At 47.5% G+C, this 25,277-nt stretch carries 26 protein-coding genes and 2 other annotated features; of the genes, 1 reads left to right on the forward strand and 25 read right to left on the reverse strand.

Translation table 11 applies throughout. The features are described from left to right. Positions 1-17: 17 nt before the first annotated feature. The 18 genes from obgE to NSQ37_RS19705 all read right to left on the reverse strand — a co-directional run bounded on the left by obgE (position 18) and on the right by NSQ37_RS19705 (position 16,621). Positions 18-1,304, reverse strand: coding sequence for a GTPase ObgE (gene obgE, locus NSQ37_RS19620; protein ID WP_007408172.1), 1,287 nt, complete (start codon positions 1,302-1,304; stop codon positions 18-20). A gap of 31 nt (positions 1,305-1,335) precedes the next feature. Continuing rightward, entirely contained in the window at positions 1,336-1,914 is a 579-nt protein-coding gene (locus NSQ37_RS19625) for a sporulation initiation phosphotransferase B (protein WP_007408171.1), read from the reverse strand. A gap of 317 nt (positions 1,915-2,231) precedes the next feature. Further along, entirely contained in the window at positions 2,232-2,516 is a 285-nt protein-coding gene (gene rpmA / locus NSQ37_RS19630; RefSeq protein WP_003152662.1) for a 50S ribosomal protein L27, read from the reverse strand. Positions 2,517-2,528: 12 nt separating this feature from the next. Further along, positions 2,529-2,870, reverse strand: a complete 342-nt coding sequence (locus NSQ37_RS19635) for a ribosomal-processing cysteine protease Prp (RefSeq protein ID WP_012118103.1) — start codon at positions 2,868-2,870, stop codon at positions 2,529-2,531. A gap of 2 nt (positions 2,871-2,872) precedes the next feature. Continuing rightward, positions 2,873-3,181 carry a 50S ribosomal protein L21 gene (rplU, locus tag NSQ37_RS19640; protein WP_003152660.1) on the reverse strand — a complete coding sequence of 103 codons (309 nt, stop codon included), beginning with the start codon at positions 3,179-3,181 and terminating at the stop codon, positions 2,873-2,875. Between the two features lie 13 nt (positions 3,182-3,194). Further along, positions 3,195-3,268: a sequence feature (ribosomal protein L21 leader region), on the reverse strand. A gap of 58 nt (positions 3,269-3,326) precedes the next feature. Next, positions 3,327-4,193 (reverse strand): M50 family metallopeptidase, encoded by an 867-nt coding sequence (locus NSQ37_RS19645; RefSeq protein ID WP_033574183.1) that lies wholly within the window; start codon positions 4,191-4,193, stop codon positions 3,327-3,329. Next, entirely contained in the window at positions 4,186-4,989 is an 804-nt protein-coding gene (locus NSQ37_RS19650; protein ID WP_059368034.1) for a M23 family metallopeptidase, read from the reverse strand. The genes NSQ37_RS19645 and NSQ37_RS19650 overlap by 8 nt, the downstream gene beginning before the upstream one ends. 127 nt (positions 4,990-5,116) lie before the next feature. Further along, positions 5,117-5,920 (reverse strand): septum site-determining protein MinD, encoded by an 804-nt coding sequence (gene minD / locus NSQ37_RS19655; protein ID WP_016938784.1) that lies wholly within the window; start codon positions 5,918-5,920, stop codon positions 5,117-5,119. Between the two features lie 2 nt (positions 5,921-5,922). Next, the gene (minC, locus tag NSQ37_RS19660; RefSeq protein WP_003152653.1) at positions 5,923-6,603 is read right to left on the reverse strand and encodes a septum site-determining protein MinC; all 681 of its coding nucleotides are present in this window, start codon (positions 6,601-6,603) and stop codon (positions 5,923-5,925) included. A gap of 53 nt (positions 6,604-6,656) precedes the next feature. Beyond that, positions 6,657-7,175, reverse strand: coding sequence for a rod shape-determining protein MreD (gene mreD / locus NSQ37_RS19665; protein ID WP_007408167.1), 519 nt, complete (start codon positions 7,173-7,175; stop codon positions 6,657-6,659). Next, entirely contained in the window at positions 7,172-8,035 is an 864-nt protein-coding gene (gene mreC, locus NSQ37_RS19670; RefSeq protein WP_007408166.1) for a rod shape-determining protein MreC, read from the reverse strand. The genes mreD and mreC overlap by 4 nt, the downstream gene beginning before the upstream one ends. A gap of 30 nt (positions 8,036-8,065) precedes the next feature. Then, positions 8,066-9,079 carry a cell shape-determining protein MreB gene (gene mreB / locus NSQ37_RS19675; RefSeq protein ID WP_003152647.1) on the reverse strand — a complete coding sequence of 338 codons (1,014 nt, stop codon included), beginning with the start codon at positions 9,077-9,079 and terminating at the stop codon, positions 8,066-8,068. Between the two features lie 91 nt (positions 9,080-9,170). Beyond that, on the reverse strand, positions 9,171-9,866 hold the full coding sequence (radC, locus tag NSQ37_RS19680) for a RadC family protein (protein WP_007408165.1): 696 nt from the start codon (positions 9,864-9,866) through the stop codon (positions 9,171-9,173). A 31-nt stretch (positions 9,867-9,897) separates the two neighbouring features. Continuing rightward, the gene (locus NSQ37_RS19685) at positions 9,898-10,467 is read right to left on the reverse strand and encodes a Maf family protein (protein WP_007408164.1); all 570 of its coding nucleotides are present in this window, start codon (positions 10,465-10,467) and stop codon (positions 9,898-9,900) included. 140 nt (positions 10,468-10,607) lie between these two features. Continuing rightward, positions 10,608-11,609, reverse strand: a complete 1,002-nt coding sequence (locus NSQ37_RS19690) for an SPOR domain-containing protein (protein WP_012118106.1) — start codon at positions 11,607-11,609, stop codon at positions 10,608-10,610. 126 nt (positions 11,610-11,735) lie between these two features. Continuing rightward, the gene (locus NSQ37_RS19695) at positions 11,736-12,488 is read right to left on the reverse strand and encodes a prepilin peptidase (protein ID WP_012118107.1); all 753 of its coding nucleotides are present in this window, start codon (positions 12,486-12,488) and stop codon (positions 11,736-11,738) included. Between the two features lie 139 nt (positions 12,489-12,627). Then, complete coding sequence (locus tag NSQ37_RS19700; protein WP_253612823.1) at positions 12,628-13,920, reverse strand: bifunctional folylpolyglutamate synthase/dihydrofolate synthase; 1,293 nt, start codon at positions 13,918-13,920, stop codon at positions 12,628-12,630. Positions 13,921-13,978: 58 nt separating this feature from the next. Continuing rightward, the gene (locus NSQ37_RS19705; protein ID WP_020956152.1) at positions 13,979-16,621 is read right to left on the reverse strand and encodes a valine--tRNA ligase; all 2,643 of its coding nucleotides are present in this window, start codon (positions 16,619-16,621) and stop codon (positions 13,979-13,981) included. 58 nt (positions 16,622-16,679) lie between these two features. Next, positions 16,680-16,901 (reverse strand) — a binding site (T-box leader). A gap of 172 nt (positions 16,902-17,073) precedes the next feature. Here NSQ37_RS19705 and NSQ37_RS19710 point away from each other — a divergent pair. Next, positions 17,074-17,265 carry a hypothetical protein gene (locus tag NSQ37_RS19710; RefSeq protein WP_003152639.1) on the forward strand — a complete coding sequence of 64 codons (192 nt, stop codon included), beginning with the start codon at positions 17,074-17,076 and terminating at the stop codon, positions 17,263-17,265. Between the two features lie 14 nt (positions 17,266-17,279). On the opposite strand, the gene ysxE is transcribed toward NSQ37_RS19710, so the two are convergent. The 7 genes from ysxE to NSQ37_RS19745 all read right to left on the reverse strand — a co-directional run bounded on the left by ysxE (position 17,280) and on the right by NSQ37_RS19745 (position 25,270). After that, on the reverse strand, positions 17,280-18,302 hold the full coding sequence (gene ysxE / locus NSQ37_RS19715; protein ID WP_012118110.1) for a spore coat protein YsxE: 1,023 nt from the start codon (positions 18,300-18,302) through the stop codon (positions 17,280-17,282). Positions 18,303-18,335: 33 nt separating this feature from the next. Beyond that, the gene (locus NSQ37_RS19720; RefSeq protein ID WP_085342233.1) at positions 18,336-20,264 is read right to left on the reverse strand and encodes a LysM peptidoglycan-binding domain-containing protein; all 1,929 of its coding nucleotides are present in this window, start codon (positions 20,262-20,264) and stop codon (positions 18,336-18,338) included. A 132-nt stretch (positions 20,265-20,396) separates the two neighbouring features. Beyond that, a complete protein-coding gene (hemL, locus tag NSQ37_RS19725; protein WP_021494394.1) occupies positions 20,397-21,686 on the reverse strand; it encodes a glutamate-1-semialdehyde 2,1-aminomutase in 1,290 nt (429 codons plus the stop codon). Positions 21,687-21,714: 28 nt separating this feature from the next. Next, a complete protein-coding gene (hemB, locus tag NSQ37_RS19730) occupies positions 21,715-22,689 on the reverse strand; it encodes a porphobilinogen synthase (protein WP_015240312.1) in 975 nt (324 codons plus the stop codon). A 5-nt stretch (positions 22,690-22,694) separates the two neighbouring features. Next, positions 22,695-23,474, reverse strand: a complete 780-nt coding sequence (locus tag NSQ37_RS19735) for a uroporphyrinogen-III synthase (RefSeq protein WP_020956156.1) — start codon at positions 23,472-23,474, stop codon at positions 22,695-22,697. Beyond that, the gene (hemC, locus tag NSQ37_RS19740; protein WP_015240314.1) at positions 23,464-24,405 is read right to left on the reverse strand and encodes a hydroxymethylbilane synthase; all 942 of its coding nucleotides are present in this window, start codon (positions 24,403-24,405) and stop codon (positions 23,464-23,466) included. The genes NSQ37_RS19735 and hemC overlap by 11 nt, the downstream gene beginning before the upstream one ends. A 34-nt stretch (positions 24,406-24,439) precedes the next feature. After that, complete coding sequence (locus tag NSQ37_RS19745) at positions 24,440-25,270, reverse strand: cytochrome c biogenesis protein (RefSeq protein ID WP_007408154.1); 831 nt, start codon at positions 25,268-25,270, stop codon at positions 24,440-24,442. Between the last annotated feature and the right edge of the window lie 7 nt (positions 25,271-25,277).

Here is a 25,277-nt window from a genome sequence, read left to right on the forward strand (position 1 = left end):
GCAAGCTCTCCGTTTTTTTAATCAATAAATTCAAATTCAAATTCCAGAAGCCGGATGATATCGCCGTCTTTAGCACCGCGTTCTCTGAGCGCTTCATCAACGCCCATACCGCGCATCTGTCTTGCAAAACGCTTGACGGATTCGTCACGGGAGAAATCAGTCATTTTAAAGAGGCGTTCCAGACTGTCACCTGAAAGCACAAACGCACCGTCCGGATCACGGGTAATGTTAAATGGAATTTCTTCGTCTTCCATCGTGTACATCACGCGGTTTTCCGCCAGTTCTTCTTCATCATACAGCGGGAATTCAGGCGTTGTTTCCAGCTGGTTGGCGACTTCAAACAGAAGATCGCGGAGCCCTTCTCTCGTCACAGCGCTGATCGGAAAGACAGGGTGATCATCCTGAAGCTTTTCTTTAAACGCTTTAAGATTCTCAGCCGCTTCGGGCATGTCCATTTTATTCGCAACGATAATTTGCGGACGCTCCGTCAGCCGCAGATTATATTCACTGAGCTCCTGATTAATGGTGACATAATCCTCATACGGATCACGGCCTTCCATCGCTGACATGTCAATGACGTGAACGATGACGCGCGTCCGTTCGATATGGCGGAGAAATTGGTGGCCTAAGCCGACTCCTTCATGCGCTCCTTCAATCAAACCGGGCAGATCCGCCATGACGAAGCTTCTTCCGTCATCCGTTTCCACCATGCCCAGATTCGGAACAAGCGTTGTAAAATGATAATCGGCGATTTTCGGCTTTGCCGATGAAACGACAGACAGAAGCGTAGATTTTCCGACGCTCGGGAAGCCGACGAGACCTACGTCTGCAAGCACTTTCAGTTCAAGCACGATATAGCGCTCTTTTCCGGGCTCTCCGTGCTCTGACAGCTGCGGTGCCGGGTTGGCCGGTGTCGCAAAGCGGGTATTTCCGCGTCCGCCGCGTCCGCCTTTTGCGATGACGGCACGCTGCCCATGCTCAGTCAGATCGGCAATGACCTGTTTTGTATCGTCATCCGTTACGACTGTGCCGGGCGGAACTTTAACAACCATATCGTCCGCATTTCTGCCGTGCTGGTTTTTAGACATGCCGTGCTCGCCGCGTATCGCTTTGAAATGCCGCTGGTACCGGAAGTCCATGAGCGTGCGCAGTCCTTCATCAACCTCAAAAACGACGTCGCCTCCATTACCTCCGTCACCGCCGGCAGGCCCGCCTTTCGGCACATATTTTTCACGGCGGAACGCAACCATTCCGTTACCGCCGTCGCCGCCTTTTACATATACTTTCACCTGATCTACAAACATAATATCCTCCGTTCTAAACCGTAAAAAACCGCTAGTTCATTCCAATTTCGGCCACACATTCATGGCCGGTCAGCTCAAATTGCATGACATCAAAGTCCTCATGCCGGGATTTGCGAAATTCATCAAACACATCTGCATTTGCAATCGTTCCATGAAAATCGAGATATACAATAAGCTGTCTGTCAGGGTGATCCGTCTGCAGCGATACGGTCAGATGATTTTCACTTTCATTATTTACCGCCAGACCGAACAGATGAAACAGTTTTCTCATCAGGTTCGACAGCTTTTGATCATATGCCGATAAATCTTTAATTTCTCCGAGCACTTCGTATTCGAGCCTCATATAACGGGACTTCCAATTAAATGTAAGAAAGTCAAACGCCAAGTGCGGGGTTTTCAGGTTTGAGAGCTTTGATTCGTGCTTTGCATCTATGACCATTTCGTCAATAATTTCAACGACCCTGTCATACTTCTGCAAACTTAAGTTTCCTTTTATCAGCTGCAGCTTATTCATCCAATCATGACGGAAATGGCCCATTAATTGGATCAGCTCATTGATCAGAGCCGCATCGCTTACAGGTTCTTCTTGTTTCTTCGATACATCCTTCATTTTCGCACTCCCAATCGTTTAATTTCTTTTTAGGAGTCTTGATAAGTGTGTACTATGAATTATAACAGAGAAGGCTTTGTTAAAAAAACACTTGTTTTTCCTGGTTCATCATGTTCCTTTTTCGGATCGCATACAATGCGGATGCCAGGCAGAAACATTTTTGGTATCACTGCTTGGGGAACATATCCAGTGGGTATGGGAAGCTGATGTCCTCATTCAAGGCGGGGTTCACTCACGCATCCTCTGCTTTTCATTCTTGATGTTACTCCGCTTACTGCAAAAAAAACTCCAGTCAACGACCGGAGTTTTTTGTGTCATTATTGAGCTACAGGATATACGCTCACTTTTTTGCGGTCACGGCCGAAACGTTCGAATTTAACAGTTCCGTCGATTTTAGCAAAAAGAGTGTCATCTCCTCCGCGGCCCACGTTTTCACCTGGGTAGATTTTCGTTCCGCGTTGACGGTAAAGGATAGATCCGCCTGTTACGAATTGACCGTCTGCACGTTTAGCGCCTAAACGTTTAGATTCAGAGTCACGTCCGTTCTTTGTAGAACCTACACCTTTTTTAGAAGCGAAAAACTGAAGATCTAATCTAAGCATGTAACTCACCTCCTATATTTGGTTTGCAGTCAACCGTAAGTGTTCACTGTAATCCCGCTCGATCGTTTCAAGAGAAACAATCATGCCTTCAATCAGCAGCTGCGCTTTTTGCAAAGCTTCCTGATCAGCGGCTTCAGGGAATTCAAAGTAGAAATAACCCCCGTCCTCGCCTATATCAAGAATCGGTTCGAGAGGAGCCAGCGCGATAACCGCATTGACCGCTCCGAAAACGACAGCCGTGACCCCGGCGCATACGAGATCTCGTCCATGTTCAGCAAAATCGGCATGTCCCGTCATTTCAAAGGACAAAATGCCCCCGTCATTCCGGGATCTTCGAATTGTTGCCTCAATCATGCTTACGCGTTGATTTTTTCGATTGTCAATTTAGTATAAGGCTGACGATGACCTTGTTTTTTATGAACATTTTTCTTTGGCTTGTAACGGAAAACAGTGATTTTTTTCGCACGGCCTTGTTTTTCAACTTTAGCTGTAACTGTCGCGCCTGCAACTGTTGGGTTGCCGACTTTCACGCTGTCTCCGCCAACAAACAATACGTCTTCAAACGTCACTGTTTCACCTGCTTCAGCAGCAAGTTTTTCGATGTAAACAGTTTGACCTTCTTCAACTTTGATTTGTTTTCCGCCTGTTTTAATGATTGCGTACATTCTCTGCACCTCCTATTAGACTAAGACTCGCCAGCAACAGGGGGCTTTAAAGCTCTTATCACCTGTCCCGAGCGGTTGTAGCATTGGTGCTACATCCATAACATTAAAAAATATATCAGAACCAAAAGGATATGTCAATCTATTTCTAGTAAGGCAGCAGCAGGTCTTCCATAGAGGAATCTGTCCGTTTATCGGCAAAATACGCATGAAGCACTTCATTTTCATCGAGCTGGCTGAGCTTTTCGCCGGCTTTTTCAACGATAATGGGGTGCTTGCATCCCCGTTTGAATTCGGCCATGACATGCTTTACTTTGGCATCGGCCGCGACCGTCAAAGGATGCAGCATGGCGACATCGCGGTTTTTGCCGTAGTATCTCTCCAAAAGAAACCTCAGCTGAATATAATGCCGCTTCCGGTATTCATCCCATAAAGAGACGGCGAGAAAGACGAACAGAACCCATGCGCTGACCTGAAGGGGGACGGCCAGCACAATCCAGCAGCAGAGCAAAAGCGCGGAAACGGCCGATGTCTGCAGGCTGAGGAGATGCGCTTTTTGAAAAGCCATTTGTTTAGAGAAGTATAAAAACACGAACTTTCCGCCGTCAAGCGGCCAGATCGGCAAAAGATTGATGAAAAGAATGGAGAGATTATAAAAGGTAAACATCTCAAATGTCTGCTCACTTGCAAAGCCTGACATGAAAAAGAGCCAGGCTGCCGCCTGAAGCCACACATGCTGAAGCGGGCCCGCCAGGATGACCGCAAATTCCTCTTTAAGCGGCCGGTTTCCGTGCTCCTCCACCTCAACCGTCCCGCCGAAAGGGAGCAGAAAGATTCGTTTAATGCGCCACGAAAAAAACACAGCCAGAGCAGCATGCCCCAGCTCATGAACGGATACGACCAGCAAAAGACACAGCAGCGCTTTGATGTGCCCCGTCATAAGACCAAGCCCCATGATAATCCAAAGAAAAGGATGGACATGAATTTTAAAAAGGAGGATGAGCCATTTATTCATCAAATGTGATCACCTGGATCGGATCTATGAATTTATCGCCATCCTGGATCGCGAAATAGTACTGGCCTTTACTTTTATCGTTGAGCTTGATCGAACCGATCTTTTTCCCTTTATCGACAAAGTCGTACAATGAAACGTTAACATCTTTTAGCCGGCCGTAAATGCTGCTGGTATTGTCGGCGTGCTGCACCTTCACCGTCAGCCCTGTTTTTTTATCTTTGCTCACTTCCATAATGTAGCCTTCTTTTACGCTGTCAATGGCTTCGCTGGCGGTTTCGACGACGACGCCTTCTCCGTTATTTTGAAAGTCCTGCTGGATTTTCCCCACGGCAGGAACGGCCATATCCTGACTGACCGCCACCTGACCGTCCTTCTTTTTCGTTCCCGGCGTAAGAAAAGCGAGCGGGTTTCCGAAGGAAGATACGAACCAATTGCTTACGGCAGCAAACTGAAATTCTTTTTGAAAGGTTTGTGCGATCGCCGGTTTGATCTGACTCAGCGGCTGTTTGTCAGTTTTATAGGCAATAGCGGAGATCAGTACGAGACAGGCGGCCAGCAGGCATTTTAAAATAATAGAATGAGCGCTGATCAATGGATGCCGTCCGTTAAATTCGGGCGGGTGTTCCGTTTGATATTCGTAGTCCGGTAGAAGCTTGTGCTTTTCCTGCTCCTTGACCGTCTGCCACGCGGGAAAATTCTGCGTTTGGGCGTTTTGAACGAAAGTCCGTTTTGATTCAGGCCGCTGTTTTCTTCTTTTGGCCAGTCTTTTTCTAATTTCATCAGCTCTGTGACTCATCGCCATCATCCTTTGCAATCGTTGGGTTTGTACATCCTATGTCTTGTCCATTGCAAATATGCGCTCTTGAAAAACAAAAAAGACCTGATAAGCTGGGCTTCATCAGATCTTTGTATTCTGGTATATATTATGAACGCACGCCGAAAAATGACTTGATTTTCGCCATCATCCCTTTTTGCTGCTCTTCAAGCACCTGCAAAGGAACGGATTCTCCTAAAATGCGCCGGGCGATATTGCGGTACGCAATGCTGGCGCGGTTTTTGGAATTCATGGCAATCGGTTCGCCGATATTTGAAGCCCTGATCACTTCATCATCGTCAGCAACGATTCCGAGGAGATCAATAGACAGATGATGAACAACTTCATCCACATCCATCGTGTCACCGTTTTTCATCAGGTGATTTCTGATGCGGTTCACGATAAGGCGCGGCGGTTCGATATCTTCCTGCTCCAAAAGTCCGATAATGCGGTCAGCGTCCCGCACCGCTGATATTTCCGGCGTCGTCACAACAATCGCCTTATCAGCTCCGGAGACGGCATTTTTATAGCCTTGTTCAATTCCGGCCGGACAATCAATAATGACATAATCAAATTCCTGCTTAAGCTCCTGCACGAGCGATTTGATCTGCTCAGGGACAACAGCCGTCTTGTCGCTTGTCTGGGCAGCCGGCATTAAATGAAGCAGATCATCAAAACGTTTGTCTTTGACAAGCGCCTGATGCGTCTTGCATCTGCCTTCAATTACATCTACTAAGTCGTAAATAATTCTGTTTTCAAGACCCATTACGACATCAAGGTTGCGCAGTCCGATATCTGTGTCTACCAAACAGACGCGCTTCCCTAAAATGGCTAAGGCGGTACCGAGGTTTGCAGATGTTGTTGTTTTACCTACTCCGCCTTTTCCCGAAGTTATTACGATAGCCTCACCCAATTTCACATTCCTCCCTCAAGCCTTGTTAGATCAGGTCTTAAATGAGCCAATTGCTGAAGGCGTTCAATGACCATATTTCCGTCAGTATCTAAATAAGCACATTCCATGTCGTTCCCTTTTTGAATGTGGTCTGGGGAGCGATTTAACACGTGATTGATCCTCAATTGTGTCGGCATCATTTCTGATGCGGCGATCACAGCCCGGTTATTTCCGTTATAACCCGCGTGGGCAATCCCTTTTAATGAACCGAGAACAAATATATTTCCTCCGGCTCTGATCGTACCGCCGGGGTTCACATCTCCGATTAAAAGCAAATCTCCCGTCACGTGAAGCACCTGGCCCGAACGGACGATTTTGGAAACAGAAACAATTTCCTGCTCCTCTTTCATCCGCTGCGCTTCTTCTTTGGCGATGACTTCACTGTCAATTGAATGCACGACTAAATCTTTCTTTGACGCGATCAGATCAGTCAGCTGCTCTGCCTGTTCCTGATACAGATACCGATGCCCGAGTTTAATATGAACACTGATTTTTTGGCCTTTGCCATCAGTATATTGTTCAATCGACAGCATGTTTTGAAGACCATCGAGAAGCTCATCAAAAGAACACGCATCATCCAGATGCAATGTTAAGCCGTTTTTTGTTCCTTTTATTGTTACATATTGCTGCTTTTTGGTCTTCATCAATGTTCACCTCAACAACATACTCTTTTCGTCAAAAAAAGATAAAATCCTTTTTACTCATCTCTTAATTCTTTCTTCAGACTTATATAAAACAGCCTGAAGGGCAGGACTAATATAACGGCTCCCGCAATATTCAGCAAAGCGGTCGGCAAGAACCTCTGAATGACAAAATCGTTAAATGTCATTGTGCCGCTGCGGATTAACGTCTGAATGCCGTAGACGTAAAATTCAAGCACACATACGCTCAGCACCGCAACCAGAATGACCATCAGGGCGTTTGTCTGCAGCACTTTAAACGCTTTGGCCGCCAGATAGCATAAACCGGCAAAACCAAACATATAAACGCCTAAAACACCCGTATAATTGATGTCATAAAGAAATCCGAAAATCAAACCGTAGATCACCGCATGCTTTTGGTTGATATAAGCGGACATAAAAATCAGCGCAAGCAAAAGAAAATGCGGAACGACCTGCTGCTCGACGGAAACGAAAGGAAAACGCACCAGATCGGTATAGATGCTTTCCGCACAAAAGACCAAAATCATAATCAAAGGGAGAAGGAAACGTTTCACGATCCTTCCTCCCCTGTTGCTACGCTTCGGTTCACGACGATGACATGGTCAAGATCGTACAGGTCGGCAGCCGGTTTCACGTAAGCGATTTTCGTCAGGCCGTAAGCATCTGATTCTACATCGGTCACTTCCCCGACCGTCAGTCCTTGAGGAAATACGCCGCCCGTTCCGGATGTCTCCACGAGGTCGCCTTTTTTCACTTCACGTTTTTCATCCGGCTCAAGGATGGTCATTTTCAGAGTCTGCTTCTTTTTATCATACCCTTCAATTAAACCGTAGCCTTTGCTGCCCTTTTTGCCGGAGATTTTGGTGGCCACTCTGTTATTGCGGTCAACATCGCTCAGCAGCTGAACGGCGGATGTGAAACTGTTGAGTCCGCTGCTTTTGATCTTCCCGACCAGCGCACCCTTTTCGTTCGTGACAGCCATGTCTTTGGCCACTTTCTGCTTCGTTCCCTTATTGATCATGATCTGCTTGTACCATTGATCAGGGTTTCTGGCGATAACGGTCGCTAAAATCGGATCATAGTCGGAAATTGATTTGACATGCCCGAGTTCATCACGCAGCTTCTTGTTTTCATCTTTGAGTTCTTGGAGCTTCGCTTCATATTGTGTCTGTCCGTCCAGCTTTTGTCTTAAGCGTTCGTTTTCCTTGTACGTGTTTTTCAGGTCTTTTATGTCCCCGAAGAACCCTGCAAAATATTCGGCAGGCGTGTGAAAAATGTTTTGAAATACTCCCGTCGTATCACCGATCAGCTTTTCAGGCCAGGTGGTATTACGGCCGTTCTTCAGCGAGAATCCAATCATAGCCACCAATATGATAATACACAGAAGTAATAGCATTAACCGTTTGTTCGGCATCGTGATACACCTCTTCTATTTAACTCCTGATTATCTTGTTTTTCCTTTGAAAAGATGGATGTGCTCCAGTGCTTTTCCAGTGCCGATCGCAACACAATCCAGCGGATCTTCAGCGATAAGAACAGGCATTTTCGTTTCGTCGCTGATGACTTTGTCGAGATTGCGGAGCAGGGCGCCTCCCCCTGTTAATACAATACCTCTGTCCATAATATCAGCGGCCAGCTCAGGCGGTGTTTTTTCAAGCGTGCTCTTCACCGCGTCAACGATTGAGAGAACTGTATCACGCAGTGCATTTGCAATTTCCGTTCCCGTGATTTCGATCGTTTTCGGCAGACCTGTCAGAAGATCGCGGCCGCGGATTTCCATTGACGCATTTTCTTCACCGGTTTCTGCTGAACCGATCTCCATTTTAATAGCTTCCGCCGTACGGTCACCGATCATCAGATTATATGTTTTTCTGATATAGCTGATGATTGAGTCGTCCATTTCGTCACCGGCTACGCGGATTGACTGAGACGTGACAATGCCGCCTAAAGAAATGATCGCTACTTCAGTTGTTCCGCCGCCGATATCAACGACCATGCTGCCCGTCGGCTCCCATACCGGAAGATTCGCGCCGATTGCTGCCGCAAACGGTTCTTCAATCGGATAAGCGTCACGTGCGCCCGCTTGTCTTGTCGCGTCGATGACCGCCCGTTCTTCAACGGCCGTAATACCTGACGGCACACACACCATAACGTAAGGCTTTCTCGCAAACAATCCTTTATTTTTCACAGCCTGATTAATGTAGTATTTCATCATTGTCGCAGTTGTTTCATAGTCAGCGATAACGCCGTCTTTCATCGGACGGAGCGCAACCACGTTGCCCGGAGTTCTTCCGATCATGTTTTTCGCATCGTTACCGACCGCAACGATGGACTTCGTATCCGTTTGCAGAGCAACGACAGACGGCTCTCTCACTACGATTCCTTTTCCTTTAACAAACACAAGCGTATTCGCGGTTCCCAAATCTATACCAAGGTCTCTTGTACCAATTCCGAACATATGTATGTATCTTCCTTTCTTAAAGCAAAAATACCCTAAAGGGAAAAACTCATAAAATCTATTATATCTTAAATCAACGAAAAAAAAAGTGTTACAAATATCCTTTTTCCTTTAAACTCACAAATTTTTTGTCACCAATGACCAAATGATCCAGCAGCTCGATGCCGATTAAATTTCCGCACTCAAAAAGCCGCCTGGTTACCTCTATATCTTCCCTGCTCGGTGTAGGATCTCCTGAAGGATGATTGTGAACACAAATGAAGGACGCGGCGGATCGTTTGAAAGCTTCTTTAAACACCTCCCGCGGGTGGACAATAGATGAATTCAGACTTCCGATAAAAACGGTGCGTTTATGAATGACTTGATTTTTGGTATTTAAATATAAACAGACAAAATGCTCCTGGGATAAAAAGCGCATATCCTCCATCACATACTTCGCCCCGTCTTCCGGAGAGCGGATGACGCAATGCTCCCCGGCGGATGTCTTATGAATGCGGCTCCCCAGCTCAATTGCGGCAAGAATCTGAACGGCTTTCACCGTGCCGATTCCCGGAATGCTGGAAAGCTCCTGGGCAGAGGCGCCTTTTAACAGTCGCAGACCGTCAAACGTCCGCAGCAGCCGGTGAGCGAGGTTCATGACGGACTCATGTTTCGTTCCCGTCCGCAGCAGGATGGCGAGCAATTCATTGTTAGACAGATGTTCGGCTCCGAAGTGCAGAAGCCGCTCTCTCGGTTTTTCTTTTTCGGGGAAATCTCTTAATTTTAACGGCAGATCACGGATGATCAACCCCTCCTTGTTCCCCTTCCCGGTTTGAACATCAAGCTTTTATATTAAATTCTTTCAAGGCTCTCATTGTTTTAGCGACAGGAAGCCCGACGACAGAATAAAAATCACCGTCTATTTTTTTCACTAAAAGCGCGCCTTTTCCTTGGATGCCGTATGCACCTGCTTTATCCATCGGTTCTTTTGTTTCAATGTAGAGCTGTATGTCGTCTTCACTGAGCGGCCAAAACGTCACTTCCGTCGTGTCACAGAACGTTTCTTTCCGGTCATGCGTCTGAATGCTGACCGCCGTAATGACTTGATGGCTTCGGCCGGAAAGCCTCCGCAGCATGTGTGCCGCTTCTTCTCTGTCATGCGGTTTGCCGAGGCACTCGCCGTCTATGCACACCATCGTGTCAGCCCCGATAACGACTGCATCGGGATTTTCGGCCAATACAGCACCAGCTTTTTGCTCGGCCAAACATTGGACGTTTTCTTCCGGCGAAAGGTTTCGATTTAATTTTTCTTCTGTGCGGCTTGCAATAATGCTGTAAGGAATCTGAAGAAGAGTAAGGAGTTCTTTTCTTCGCGGAGATTGTGATGCGAGTATTAAGCGTTTTGTCATGATTGTCATCCTTTCAGGGTTTGCTTAAGAAAAAAAGATACTTGTCTATCCTACCAAATCAAACGGGCAACCACAATTTCAGAAAAATAACTTTTTGATGACAAAATAAAAAATCCCGCCGGATGACGGGAAATGAGATACTATTTTACAACACTTAAAAGCTCTTTTTGGGCTTTCCAGCCGGATTCTGAACCCGACGTTTCCAGTTCTTTCAGCGCTTGAAGCACGGCCTCTTTCTGCTTTTTGTCAGCGGCGTCTGCACCGTCTGCCGCTTTTGCCGCTTCAGCCACTTCCGTTTTTGAAAGATCTTTGCCGGTAATCGCTTTGGCGGAGAGCTCAGATGCTTGTTTAAAAGAGTCTTCCAGTCCTGAATCGACCGCAAAGCTGAGCTCTTTTCCGCCCCAAGCCTCAAAATCATGGTCTATCAGTGTCTGACCCAATTGCTGTGATAGGCTTTTTTCCGCTGCAAGCCCGGCGATCACGTATGTGTATCCATCTTCTTTAGCCAGAGAGACGGCCGAGTATCCTTTTTCAGTCAGCTGGTCAACAAGCGTTTGCGCTCCTTTTTCTGATGAAAATTTTCCGGCCTGCACCGCATATGTTTTATAGTTTCCCTCTGAAGATTCCGCATCTCCTGTGCCGGCTGTTTCAGATTTGTCTTTAGAAACATCTCCCGCTTTCGCCGTCTGCCCTTGTGAACCTTTGTCAGCTGATGCCGGAGCGGAGGCTTCTTTACTTCCCGACATATTTAAGGCGACAAGGCCGAGCCCGGTGCCTAAAACAGCCGCAACGGCAATTGTCGTGACCGCTTTTTTAACTGGAGAAGACGGCTGCTTTTTTTTCGGAAAGTGAGGGCCGTTTTTTTTCTTCTGGTATGGCGGAACGACTTTCGGGTCATCTTCAAATACCTCAGAATTCTTCTCATGATCCCAATTGAAATCTTCTTCTTTCGGATCTTCATGGGATGCAGCGGTCTCCTGCTCCGCCTTTTTTGTTTCCTCCCAATTTGAAAATGTGACGGTTTTCTCCCCGCCTTCTTTCACATCTTCTTGTCCATACATCGTTTCTTCTTGTCCGTTAATGGTTACTTTAAGGGCATTGTTTTTTGCTTTGCTGTGCTTTTTGCTCTTCCTTTTTTTCAACGTCTCTTCCCCCTTGCATTCGTCTTGGCCGTACCTTGAACTGATCATGATTCACACTTTAGCATAGGCGAAAAAAAAAAGAACAAGACTTTTGTCGTCTTGTCCAAAAAACGTTCGCCAAATTTTTCAAGCCCCTCCTGAAGCGAGCTTGATGTAAAACGAAAACAGCTCTTCACCGTATAAATAACTCAAAGCGCTCCCGGCTGAGATGGCCGGCGCAAACGGAAATGGCTGCTTTTTACCAAGCCTGCCCCGGGCTGCGGCGCACATACCGTATACGGCTCCGATCATAACAGAAAGAAAGAATGCAATGAGCACGAGCTTCACGCCGAGCGTCAGGCCGATCACCCCAAACAGTTTCACATCACCTGCGCCGATGCCTCCTTTACTGACAAACATGATAAAAACAAGCAGAAAAAATCCGCAAACGGCTCCGGCAAACCCTGCATACCATGAATCCAGCGGAGAAAACATACGGCCGGCGATGAAAAGCGGAAGAAAAAACAGCAGAACCTTGTCAGGAATCAGCATATATTGCAGATCCGTCATAGTAACAATCATGAGCAGAGACAGAAATAACAGCGCGACTAACAGTTCTTTTGAGAAACCGAAATGAATGCCTGCAGCCGTGAATAAACACGCCGTCCAGCATTCCGCCGCCGGATACATAACCGACAGCTTTGCACGGCAGTTTCTGCATCTGCCTCTTTGCAGAATATAGGAAACGACGGGCACAAGCTCCCCCCAGGAGAGCGGCAAGCGGCAAAACGAACAGGCTGAACGCGGCGAAATAACCGAGATTCGCAGCGGGATACGGCACGCTGCTGTATAAAAAAAAGAACCGAAAATCAAGCCGAGAAAAAACAGAATCAAAAGCACTCAGACCACACCTTTACTATCAATCTGGCTCAGATTATAGCAAAGAAAAACACCATGACTGAAATGGCTGAAAATATATTTTCAGCATAAAAACACCCGGCAAAACCGTAAAATGGTCCGCCGGGCATCCGAGGGGCTGTCAGATAAGCCGCTTTCTCATTTCTGAAATAAAATATAAGGAGCCGGTAATGATGATGACATCATCCGCCCCGTCTTTTTGTTCTATCCATTCTTTCACACTGTCCGGGTTCTCATCGAAGCTCTTATCCGCTAGACTGCTTGCGTTATAAAGGGCTTCGGCGCTTGAAGCACGCGGAAAGTCAAATGATACAAAGTGAATGGAATCCGCTTCGGTTTCAAGCTTTTTAATCATTTCCTGATACGGTTTGTCTTTTAATGCGCTGAATACGACATGGACGTTTTTATCGGCAAAGCGCTGGCGGATCGTTTCTGTCAGCGTTTCAACGCCCTCTTCGTTATGCGCGCCGTCCGCAAACACTAAAGGGCGGCTTTGAAGACGTTCAAACCGGCCCGGCCACGATGCTTTTTTCAGGCCGTTTCGCATCGCTTCTTCAGAAATGGCTGCGGCTTCCAGACGATTCAGCCATTCAGCGGCCAATATCGCCAATGCCGCATTCTGCCTTTGGTGAATGCCGATCAGCGACGTTTGAATGTTTTCATAGCATTTCGTTTCCGTTTCCAGCGAAAAACTTTCACCGGACGGAAGCGCCGCTTCATTAAACAGTCTGCACGTTTTATATAGTGACTGATACGGAGCCTGCTTTTTATCGGCTTCCGCTTCAATAACGCCGAGTGCTTCCGGCTGATTGACGCCCGTAATAACCGGAATGGAATTTTTAATGATACCGGCTTTCTGCCCGGCGATCTCCTCGATGGTATTGCCTAAAATCGCCATATGGTCATGTCCGATACTTGTAATGACCGACAGGAGCGGATTCACAATATTGGTTGAATCAAATGTGCCGCCGAGCCCCGCTTCAAAAATGACAAAATCGATATCAGCCCGCTTCGCAAAATATAAAAATGCACACGCTGTAATGATTTCAAATTCTGTCACCGTTCCGGCATCGGTCTTATCAAGCTCATCGACTATCGGTTTTATGTCATTAACGAGCGTTCTCCATTCCTCATCAGAAATCGGCGTGCCGTTGACGCTGATACGCTCATTAAACGTAATGATGTAAGGCGATGTGAACGTGCCGACTTTATAACCGGCTTCTTGAAGCACGGAACGGATAAAAGCGACGGTCGATCCTTTGCCGTTTGTGCCCGCCACATGAATGGCGCGAATGTTCTTTTCCGGGTGTTCCAGTTTTTCCATCAGCTTTTCCATACGGAGAAGGCCCGGCTTAACGCCGAACTTGAGTCTGCCGTGAATCCAGCTGATCGCTTCTTTGTACGTATTAAACAATGAAATCCCCTCTTTTATACGACAAGGCGGTTTCTTAGGAAACCGCCCCGCTGTTTTATCAGCCTTTCAGCTCTGCAATCCGCTGCCGGACAGCTTCGCGTTTTGCCGTGTAGTCTTTCTCTTTTCCGCGTTCTTCTTCAATGACATGCTCAGGAGCTTTTTTAATGAATCCTTCGTTGCCGAGTTTTTTCTGAACGCGTTCGACCTCTTTTGTCAGCTTGTCGAATTCTTTTTGCAGACGGGCGATCTCCTCATCAATGTTAATCAGCCCTTCAAGCGGCAGAATGACTTCCGCTCCGGTGACGACCGCTGTCATCGCTTTGTCTGCCGCAGTGATATCCGTCCCGATTTTCAGCGTGCTCGGATTCGTAAAGCGTTCAACGTAAGAACGGTTCTTCTCAAGGCGGCCGGCAATGTCTTCGGTAGCTGTTTTAATATAAAGCTCAACCTGCTTGCTCATCGGCGTGTTGACTTCGCTCCGGATATTGCGGACAGAACGGATTAATTCAACGAGCAGTTTCATATCCGCCGCTGCCTCTTTATCCGTATGCTCCGGCACCGGAACCGGCCAAGAGCTGATCGTGATTGACTCGCCTTCATGAGGAAGGTGCTGCCAGATTTCTTCCGTTAAGAATGGCATAAACGGGTGAAGAAGACGCATCGTCTGGTCAAGCACGTATGCCAGAACAGAACGGGTTGTTTTCTTCGCCGCTTCATCTTCCCCGTACAGCGGAAGCTTCGCCATTTCGATATACCAGTCGCACACATCGTCCCAGATAAAGTTGTACAGGTGGCGTCCGACTTCACCGAATTCATAACGATCCGCAAGCTGGGTTACGTCTTCTATCGTTTCATTCAATCTTGTGAGGATCCACTTATCAGCAACTGATTTTTCACCGGACAGATCAAGCTCGTCATACGTCATGCCGTCCATGTTCATTAATGCAAAACGGGAGGCGTTCCAAATTTTATTTGCGAAATTCCATGTGGATTCCACTTTTTCATAGCTGAAACGGAGATCCTGTCCCGGTGAACTTCCGGTTGCCAGGAAATAGCGCAGGGAATCCGCTCCGTACTTGTCGATGACATCCATCGGGTCCACGCCGTTCCCAAGGGATTTACTCATTTTTCTGCCCTGCTCGTCACGGATTAAGCCGTGAATCAGCACGTCTTTGAACGGACGCTCGCCGGTAAACTCAAGACCTTGGAAAATCATCCGGGATACCCAGAAGAAAATGATGTCATATCCCGTTACAAGAACATCGGTTGAGTAATACCGCTTAAAGTCTTCAGCGTTTTCATCAGGCCAGCCCATTGTAGAAAACGGCCAAAGCGCGGAGCTGAACCATGTATCAAGCACGTCTGAATCCTGTTCCCAATTTTCACTGTCCTCAGGCGCCTCAAGGCCGACGTACACTTCTTTTGTTTCTTTATGATACCAAGCCGGGATGCGGTGGCCCCACCACAGCTGACGGGAAATACACCAATCACGGATATTTTCCATCCAGTGCAGGTACGTTTTCTCGAAACGGTCTGGAACGAAGTGAACTTTCTCTTCTTTTGACTGAAGGTCAACCGCAGCATCGGCCAGCGGCTGCATTTTGACAAACCATTGTGTGGACAGGTACGGCTCAACAACGGCGCCGCTTCTCTCACTATGTCCGACAGAATGCATATGGTCTTCGATTTTAAAGAGAACACCGGATTCCTGAAGATCTTTGACGAGTTTTTTGCGGCATTCAAACCGGTCCATGCCGTTATATTGCAGCGCTTTTTCATTCATTGTTCCGTCTTCATTCATGACGAGAATCCGCTCTAAATTGTGGCGGTTTCCGAGTTCAAAATCATTCGGGTCATGGGCAGGCGTGATTTTAACGGCTCCTGATCCGAATTCCATATCAACATAATCATCGCCGACAATCGGAATTTCACGGTTTGTAATCGGCAGAATCACCGTTTTGCCGATTAAGTGCTTGTAGCGCTCATCTTCAGGATGAACCGCGACAGCCGTGTCGCCAAGCATCGTTTCCGGACGGGTGGTCGCGATTTCAATTGAGCCTGAACCGTCTGCTAACGGGTAGCGCAAATGATAAAACGCGCCCTGTACGTCTTTGTAAATCACTTCAATATCGGATAAAGCCGTTTTTGTGGCAGGGTCCCAGTTGATGATATATTCGCCTCTGTAAATCAAGCCTTTTTTGTACAGCTTGACGAATACTTCCCGCACGGCTTTGTTCAGCCCTTCATCAAGAGTGAAACGTTCACGTGAATAATCGAGTCCGAGTCCCATCTTAGCCCATTGGCTGCGGATGAAATCAGCATACTCTTCCTTCCACTTCCACGTTTCTTCTAAAAACTTTTCACGGCCGAGGTCATAACGGCTTGTGCCCTGTTCGCGGAGCTTCGCTTCGACTTTTGCCTGAGTGGCGATGCCGGCGTGGTCCATGCCCGGAAGCCAGAGCACGTCATAGCCCTGCATGCGTTTCATACGCGTAACGATATCTTGCAGCGTCGTATCCCACGCATGTCCGAGGTGCAGCCTGCCCGTCACGTTCGGCGGCGGAATGACGACAGAATACGGCTGTTTCGTTTGATCGCCGCCCGCTTCAAAATATTTTCCTTTCAGCCAAAAGTCATAGCGGCCTTTTTCAATCGCAGACGGATCATATTTTGTCGGCATTGTTTGTTCATTTGTATCCATGATAACCCTCCAGCATGTTTAGAAATGGCTGAGCAACTAAAAAAGAGCCTTCATCCTGATAAAGGACGAAAAGCTCTTTCGCGGTACCACCTTTTTTCATGAACAGATTTGTTCATGCACTTAAACGGATAACGGGTGCGGCCCGAATTTCTCTACTGTATGTTCAAGAAATTATGCTCCCGGGCGACCTTCCAATGAGACAGCATAAGAAGCCTTTCAGCACAGTAGCTTCTCTCTCTTCATGCGTCTTTCTTGTACTCTTCCCGTTCAAAGCAGGTGTATTTATATCAGCTCATGATCTTATTTATTATGTTCTTTATTATAGTAAAAGTGTTTTTGATTCGTCAATCATCTTTTCCAAAAACCGCTGCCGTCATACATAAATGGGCATGCACCCCGCCCTTTCCCTTACATACGATACATAGAAAGGCGAATGTGAGGAGGAATTGCCCGTGAGAAAAAAATTCAATTCTTATTCGCTCCCCCAGTGGGCCAGACAGGTCCGCCTTGTATCCGTGCAAGTCATTATCCCGATTACGATCTTTCAGGGGATCAGGACGATTTTCTTTCCGACGACTTTTGATGTCCTGCTGCTTGCCATCCTGCTGTTTTTAGCGTGCGCCCTGCATTTGGAATGGATATAAAAAAACGAGTCCCGTTATGAAGAGGACTCGTTTTCCGCTTTTATTTTTTTCTCCCGCTCAATCTGATGAACCTTCATGAGAAAAGGCTCAACATTTTTCATCTGCCAAAACGCTCTTAATAATTGCGTGCACTCTTCTTTTTCAGAGCCCCTTTGGCCGGTCTGATACCGTTTCAGCACTTTGTACATGGCGGACGGATAAGCCATATAGCTGAGAAACAGGCTGATTTCCGCTTCACGGAGCGGGAATGATTTGTGATACGTATAAAACCAGTCCAGACACTCCGGGCATGCTTTCGGATAGCTTCTGAACATTCTGGAGTAAAAGCCGAGCAGGTCGTTTTGCGGAGGGCCCAGCGCAGCTTTCTCGAAATTCGTGAAAAAGCCCGATCCCGCATCATTATACAGAAAGTGGCGGCTCGATAAGCTGCCGTGGTTGATCACCGCTCTCGTCTTGTCATGATCCTTTGCCGCGTCAAACCATTCTTCCAGACGTTCCAGAGCAAAATTGACGGCGGAAACCGTTTCTGTAAGATACGTAACAGCCTGCAGTTCAAAAGGTGAAAGATACCACTCTTTTTCCGCCCGGTCGGCGAATTGTTCATAGACAAGCTTATCATTTTCCCAATCTCTTTTCGTTGCTTCATAAAAGCCGCTGATATCTTCAGTCCGGATTTGGATGTCCCGCACAGTCGCAGAATGGAGCTTCGCGACCTCTTTAAAAAGGTAAACATGTTTTTGATCCCGTTCCTCTTCCTGATCGTACTGAAGCCAAGGCATTAAATAATAAGAATTCTCCGTCTGTCTTCCCGCAAAAAAATCGCCGGCATACGTGCGGCAGATCGGCACAAATGATCGGTAGCCTTTCTCCTCAATCTCAATCATAAGATCCGTAAATTCACTGCTGCGGGCCGGCTTGAGCTGTTTCAAAGCAAAAATGCCGTAGTTTGAGTAGACCTTCCAAACATGCGGGCTGACAGGCTCAATATACTCAGCCGCCAGCCCGTATTCCTGAAGCACTGATTGGACTGCTTCCATTCCATTCACCACATTTTTACGGCCTCTTTGTGCTTACGCATGGCTGTTATTATATTCAGGTATATACAGAAGCTGACCTTCTTCAAGCTCGTCATCAAACGATAAAGCATTCGTTCTGATGAGCTGCTGGGTTGTTATGTCATATCGTTCACACACCCGGTCGATAGTATCTTGCTGCTGTACGATACAAATTTTCATTCTTGAAAACTTTTCTTCTTCCCTTGTAAATAATTTTGTCAAGTAATGAGAGTTGTCATTTTCCTTCTGCTCGGTTCCCGGTGCCGCTTCTTCATTCTTTCTTTCAGACTTAAGCGGCTCAGGCGGTTCAGCTTGCGCCGGCTCCTCAGGCGGCAGTTTGGAAAACTGAAAAGACAAATCGAGAGGCTTCCCGGTTTCCTCCTCCGGCTGCGCCATCTTCCTTACCTCAATTTCAAACCCTTCTTCATCATGAGCCTCTTCTTCAAGCAGCTTAGGAGCGCTGTAAAACTCCTCTTCCTGCCGTTCCGGAACGAACTCGCGATAAACGGGCGCCTGCTCTTCTTGAAAAACCGCAGGCTCATCTTCGTCTTCTGCCGCCTCATGATCGCTCTGACGGAGAAGCGGCTCGGCCTCTGGCTGCTCTTCTTTTTGAAGGAAGGGCTGTTCCGCAATTTTTGGTTTTTCTGCATGCGGAGTCAGAGTGAACGCAGGGAAAACCTTTTCGATATCATCTTTTGGCTCTTCCTGGACTTCTGCTGAATCATCCTCAAATACAGGTTCATTCCTCACAGCCGACATGATTGCAGGCTCCTCAGCTTCTTCCGGCTCTTCTTCGTGTTGGAAAGAAACGGGAGGAGGAGGCTCAGTAAAGGAAACAGGTTTCGGCACCTCTTCCTGCTCCCTCAGAATTGGGGCAGTCTCCCGCTCTTCTTCTTCCCGCTCCCTCAAAATCGGGGCTGCTTCCTGCTCTTCTTCTTCCCGCTCCCTCAAAATCGGGGCAGCTCCCTGCTCCTCTTCTTCTTCCTGCTCCCTCAGAATCGGGGCAGTCTCCTGCTCTTCTTCTTCCCGCTCCCTCAAAATCGGGGCTGCTTCCTGCTCTTCCTCTTCCCGCTCCCTCAAAATCGGGGCTGCTTCCTGCTCCTCTTCTTCTTCCCGCTCCCTCAGAATCGGGGCTGCTTCCTGCTCTTCTTCTTCCTGCTCTCTCAGAATCGGGGCTGCTTCCTGCTCTTCTTCTTCCTGCTCTCTCAGAATCGGGGCAGTTTCCTGCTCTTCTTCCCGCTCCCTCAGAATCGGAGCAGCTTCCTGCTCTTCTTCCCGCTCCCTCAAAATCGGGGCTGCTTCCTGCTCTTCTTCCTCCAGCCTGATTAAAGGCGGGATTTCTTCCTCGTTCTTCTTGGTTTCTTGTGCTGCTTCTTCTGATACAGTCAAAGGTATTTCAGGCTCATGGCGTATCATTAATTCTGGTTCGTTTTCGTCCTCAGAATGATGTCCGGCAAGATTGATCATTTCTTCTCTGGCAAATTCAGGCGCCACGTACAAAGGGATCTCCGGCTCTTTTGGCTCGGATTCCTCAAGCAGCCCTTCAATTGCCAAATCAGCTTGAATGGTTAAGATCCTTGAATCCGTCAGCTGATAATCAAAGGCATCGATAAATACGAAAACATCATTGAGGTGGCTCACTTTATTTTTCGGAATCGTGATGTCCACCGGGAAACAATGAATGAGCTCGGCCGTGCCATCCTCCCTCGCCCTCACTTCCTCTACATGCCTCAGCTCCCTATCAAGCTCTTCAAAATGACTGCTGTGATCTATGTTGTACTCGCCAGTAAGTTCTAATGATCCTTTAATTGAGACATAATCATTTACTTCCTGCACCCTGATGTCAGGGTCTAATGAAATCGAAAGTAATTCAGAAACTTCCTGTCCTTTTTGGAAACAGATTGATTCTTCAACAGAAAATTGCAATCGGTGATTATGCGGCAAGTTCATATCCTCCTTTCATCTAATCCATACAATTAGATGTCACTAAAGGTGTATGCCGCAATCCGGAAAAATATGATAATGGAGGCATTGAAAAAAGCCGATACAAGTCTTGCTTGCATCGGCTTTTCGGTATCAGCGGCTGATCGCCTGGAACACTTTCTCAGCGGCTTGAATGGTTTTTTCAATATCCTCCATTGTATGCGCAGTGGAGAGAAACAATCCTTCAAATTGAGACGGCGGCAGAAATACGCCTGCATCAGCCATCCCTTTATAATATTTGGCGAACAGCTTTAAATCAGAAGATTTGGCTGCTTCATAGTTAATGACAGGCTCATTTGTGAAAAAGAAGCCGATCATTGAACCCGCCCGGTTAAACGTGTGCGGAATGCCATGTGCTGCAGCTGCTTTTGAAATGCCTTCTTCAAGCATATCGCCTTTTTTCACAAATTCTTGGTAAGATTCAGGTGTGAGCTGCTGTAACGTCTCAAGTCCCGCTGTCATGGCAAGCGGATTTCCTGACAATGTTCCAGCCTGATAGATCGGACCGCTCGGCGCGATTCGTTCCATAATGTCAGCTTTTCCGCCATACGCACCGACAGGAAGACCGCCGCCGATGACTTTGCCGAGACACGTTAAGTCAGGCGTCACGCCGAAATACCCTTGCGCACAGTTATAATCCACGCGAAAACCGGTCATGACCTCATCAAAAATGAGCAGCGCACCATACTGTTCCGTCATGTCGCGAAGTCCTTGTAAAAAGCCTTCCTGCGGCGGAACAACGCCCATATTGCCTGCTACCGGTTCAACAATGACCCCGGCAATATCTTCACCGTACTCCCGGAATGCGAGTGCAACGCTTTCCAAGTCGTTGTATGGAACGGTAATCGTATTCATTGCTATTCCTTCCGGCACGCCCGGGCTGTCCGGAAGGCCGAGTGTCGCCACTCCGGATCCCGCTTTGATCAGCAGCGAATCACCATGGCCGTGGTAACAGCCTTCGAATTTCAAAATTTTGTTTCGGCCGGTATATCCTCTTGCCAGACGCAGGGCGCTCATTGTCGCCTCTGTGCCGGAGCTGACCATCCGCACGATTTCAACAGATGGCACACGGTCAATGACCAATTTGGCCAGTTCGTTTTCCACTTCAGTAGATGCCCCGAAACTTGTCCCGTTCTCGGCTACTTTTTTCAGGCTTTCAACGACCCGGTCGTTCGTGTGGCCCAAAATGAGCGGCCCCCAGCTCAGGACGTAATCGATATATTCATTGCCGTCAATATCAAATATTTTCGATCCTTTTCCTCGCTGCATAAAAATCGGATCCATATCGACTGATTTAAACGCGCGCACCGGGCTGTTCACTCCGCCCGGCATCAGTTTCTGCGCTTCTTTAAAAGCGGCTTTTGATTTTTCATAGCTTCTCATCTGCCTCAGCTCCCGTCAAATGAAATCGTTACTCAGCAAGCCATTTTGCTGCGTCTTTTGCATGATACGTCATAATCAGATCAGCTCCTGCACGTTTCATGCTCGTTAAAATTTCCAGCACCATTTCTTTTTCTTTAATCCAGCCGTTTTGGGCTGCCGCTTTCACCATGGAATACTCCCCGCTCACATTATATGCGACCAGCGGCAGGTGATGGCGGTTTTTCACATCACGCATAATATCTAAGTATGACATAGACGGTTTGACGATTAAAAAGTCAGCGCCTTCTGCCGCGTCTGATTCAGCCTCACGGAGCGCTTCCAAGCGGTTGGCCGGATCCATCTGATATGTTTTTCGGTCTCCGAACTGCGGCGTGCTGTCAGCCGCGTCGCGGAACGGACCGTAAAATTCACTTGAATATTTTACGGCATAAGACATGATCGGAATATTCGTGAATCCTTCTTTGTCGAGCGCTTCCCTGATCACTGTGACAAAACCGTCCATCATATTTGAAGGAGCGATGATGTCAGCGCCGGCTTTGGCCTGGCTGACGGCTGTCTGAGCCAGCAGTTCAAGCGACTCGTCATTGAGAATTTCTCCGTCTTTCACGACCCCGCAATGGCCGTGATCCGTGTATTCACAGAGACACGTATCAGCGATTACGATCATTTCAGGATAATGCTTTTTAATTTCAGCAATCCCTTTCTGCACAATGCCGTGATCGTGAAAAGCCTGGGTTCCGCAGGCGTCTTTTTCTTCCGGCACGCCGAAAACGATGACCGACTTAATGCCGAGCGATATCAGCTCAGCCATTTCATCCTTTAACAAATCGAGTGATACATGATAAACCCCCGGCATGGAAGGAACTTCTTTTTTTCCTTCGAGCCCTTCAACGACAAATAACGGGTAAATAAAATCTGAGGGGTGAAGACGTGTTTCTTTTACTAAATCTCTCATCGCAGCGTTCGCACGCAAACGGCGGTGTCTGTTAAATGTTTGATTCATCATTATCAATCCTTTCCCGACATGCTGCACATGACGTCCAGCATGCCTTCAATCGTATAAGTGTCAGGCACATGGGATGAGATCCCGTATTCCAAGAGCGCTTTCTCTGTCAAAGGGCCGATGCTGATATAGCTCGCACCGCTGTTTTCCCACGCTTTTTCTCCGTCTCCGACCGCGTGCATAAACGTATGCACCGCCGATGAGCTGGTAAACGTAATAAAATCAAAATGAGAGCGGGATGCAGCCCGTCTCAGCTCGTCCATGCCTTTTTCATCCTGAATGGTATTGTATAACACCCATTCCCTTATTTGATAGCCAAGCGGCTCAAGCTCCGCTTTTATGACATCGCGTGATAAATTGCCCTTTATCACTGAAATGGGTTCGGCAGCTGATGCGTGCCGTTTTAAAGTATCAGCCAGACATTCCGCCACATACTCGTCAGGCATCGCATCCGTCCGGGCTCCCCGCTCTTTCAGGGCGCGCGCAGTCTTTTCACCGACGGCTGCGATTTTTTTCCGTCCCGAAAGCGCAAGACCGTGACGATCAAGATAGGAAAAAAAGAACCGGACACCGTTTACGCTTGTAAACACAAGCCATCCCGGCTCAGAAAGGTCTTCCCGCAGACTGTCCGCACATTCATCCGGGAGCGCTTCCTGAAAAGCGATCAGCGAAGCGGAAACAGCCGTTCCGCCGAGCGCCTCCACTTTTTTTCGGAACGGAGCGGCCTGTCTTTTGTTCCGAGTGACAAGCACGGTCTTTCCTTGTAAAGGAAGGTCATTTGCCATCCTGATCGAGCTCCTGTTTCACGCTGTCGATTAGTGCTTTGGCTCCTTTTTCAGACATCATCGCCGCACAGCGTTTACCGATTTCTTCCGGATCATGTCCCGCCGCTGTTTCTTTATAAATCGTCTTTCCGTCCGGAGACGCGACAAGACCGACCAATTCAACCTCATCCCGGTCATTGACGGACGCATACCCGGCTATCGGCACTTGGCAGCCGCCTTCCATCGCGTGTAAGAAAGCCCGTTCGGCTGCCACCGTGCGCTGCGTATATTCATCGGTAAATTGCGCAAACAGCTTCAAAAGCTCCTCATCCGACTCTCTGCATTCAATGGCAAGAGCGCCTTGGCCGACCGCAGGCAGACAGCGGGCCGGTTCGAGAAATTCAGATACGACATCATCTTTCCAGCCCATTCTCGAAAGCCCCGCAGCCGCTAAAATAATAGCATCGTAATCTTCCGTTTCAAGCTTTTGAAGTCTCGTATCGATATTGCCTCTGATCCACTTAATTGTAAGATCAGGGCGTTCAGCAAGAATCTGGGCGCTTCTTCTTAAACTGCTGGTGCCGATGATGCCCCCTTCTTTTATGTCGTCCAGCTTTTGATGCCCCTTTGAAATCAGCGCATCACGCGGATCCTCACGTTTCGGTATGCAGCCTATGACAAGACCCTCAGGCAAAACGGCGGGCATGTCTTTCATGCTGTGAACCGCCATATCAATCTCCTGATGCAGCAGCGCCTGTTCAATCTCTTTGACAAACAAACCTTTGCCGCCCACTTTTGACAGCGTAACATCGAGGATGCGGTCGCCTTTTGTGACAATCTCCCGGATTTCAAAGTTATAGGAAGGGTTCAATTCCTTCAATTTGTTAATCACCCATTTTGTCTGGGTCATAGCCAGTTTGCTCCGTCTGGAACCTACCTTAATCGTTCTCATTTTCTTTCCTCCCGAATCTGTTTGGGCGCGTGCGTTAACTGAACCAATGGAATTGCGACAGGCTTCCGAGCAGGAAGTAATTAATCATCAGCACGAGAAAACATGCTGAATTCCATAACGCCGCCACTTTTCCCTGCAGTTCCTTAATCATTCTGATATATAAATAGTAGCTGTATAAAAGCAGCACAATAAACGAGCCGAGCACTTTTGAATCAAACCAGTACAGCGTTTCCAGCGACACATACGCCCAGATCACGCCTAATATCAGGCTCAACAGCAGCATCGGAACCCCGATGACATTTAAAACGTAAGCCATATAATCAAGTTTTGACAAATCTTCAATTCTCAACAGCCATTTTCCCCACTTTTTCTTCTTTAATAAAGAGTATTGAAACTGATAAAGAAGCGAAAAGACAAAAGAAAGGGAAAAAGCGCCGTAAGACAGAATCGCCATTGTAATATGAATGACCAAAAGCTCCGAGACCAGCTGGCCGGAAAAAGCGGCCGAATGCTGATCCGTCGGTGAAAACGTATGGATCGCAATCATCGAGAAACCGATGACATTCGTGAAAAACACGATAAAATCAACGCGCAGAATCTGCGTGACCACAAGTGAGAGCGTGACAAGCACCCACGCATAAAAGTAAAGGGCCTCCGTAATATTCAAGACCGGAAATCTGCCCGTCTGCCACATGAAATAAGAAAGATAGACAGTTTGCAGAGTCCAGACAATAGAAAGCAACCAGAAGGCCATTTTCCCAGCCTTCCGGTTGTGTTGAAGAAAATCTATAAAGTAAAAAAGGACGCTTACTGCATAAATAACAATTGTCGCTTCATTAAGTCTTGCCATTGCTGTATCAATCATACAGCCC

It is taken from the genome of Bacillus sp. FSL P4-0334 (genome assembly GCF_038004825.1).
Taxonomy (GTDB): domain Bacteria; phylum Bacillota; class Bacilli; order Bacillales; family Bacillaceae; genus Bacillus; species Bacillus velezensis.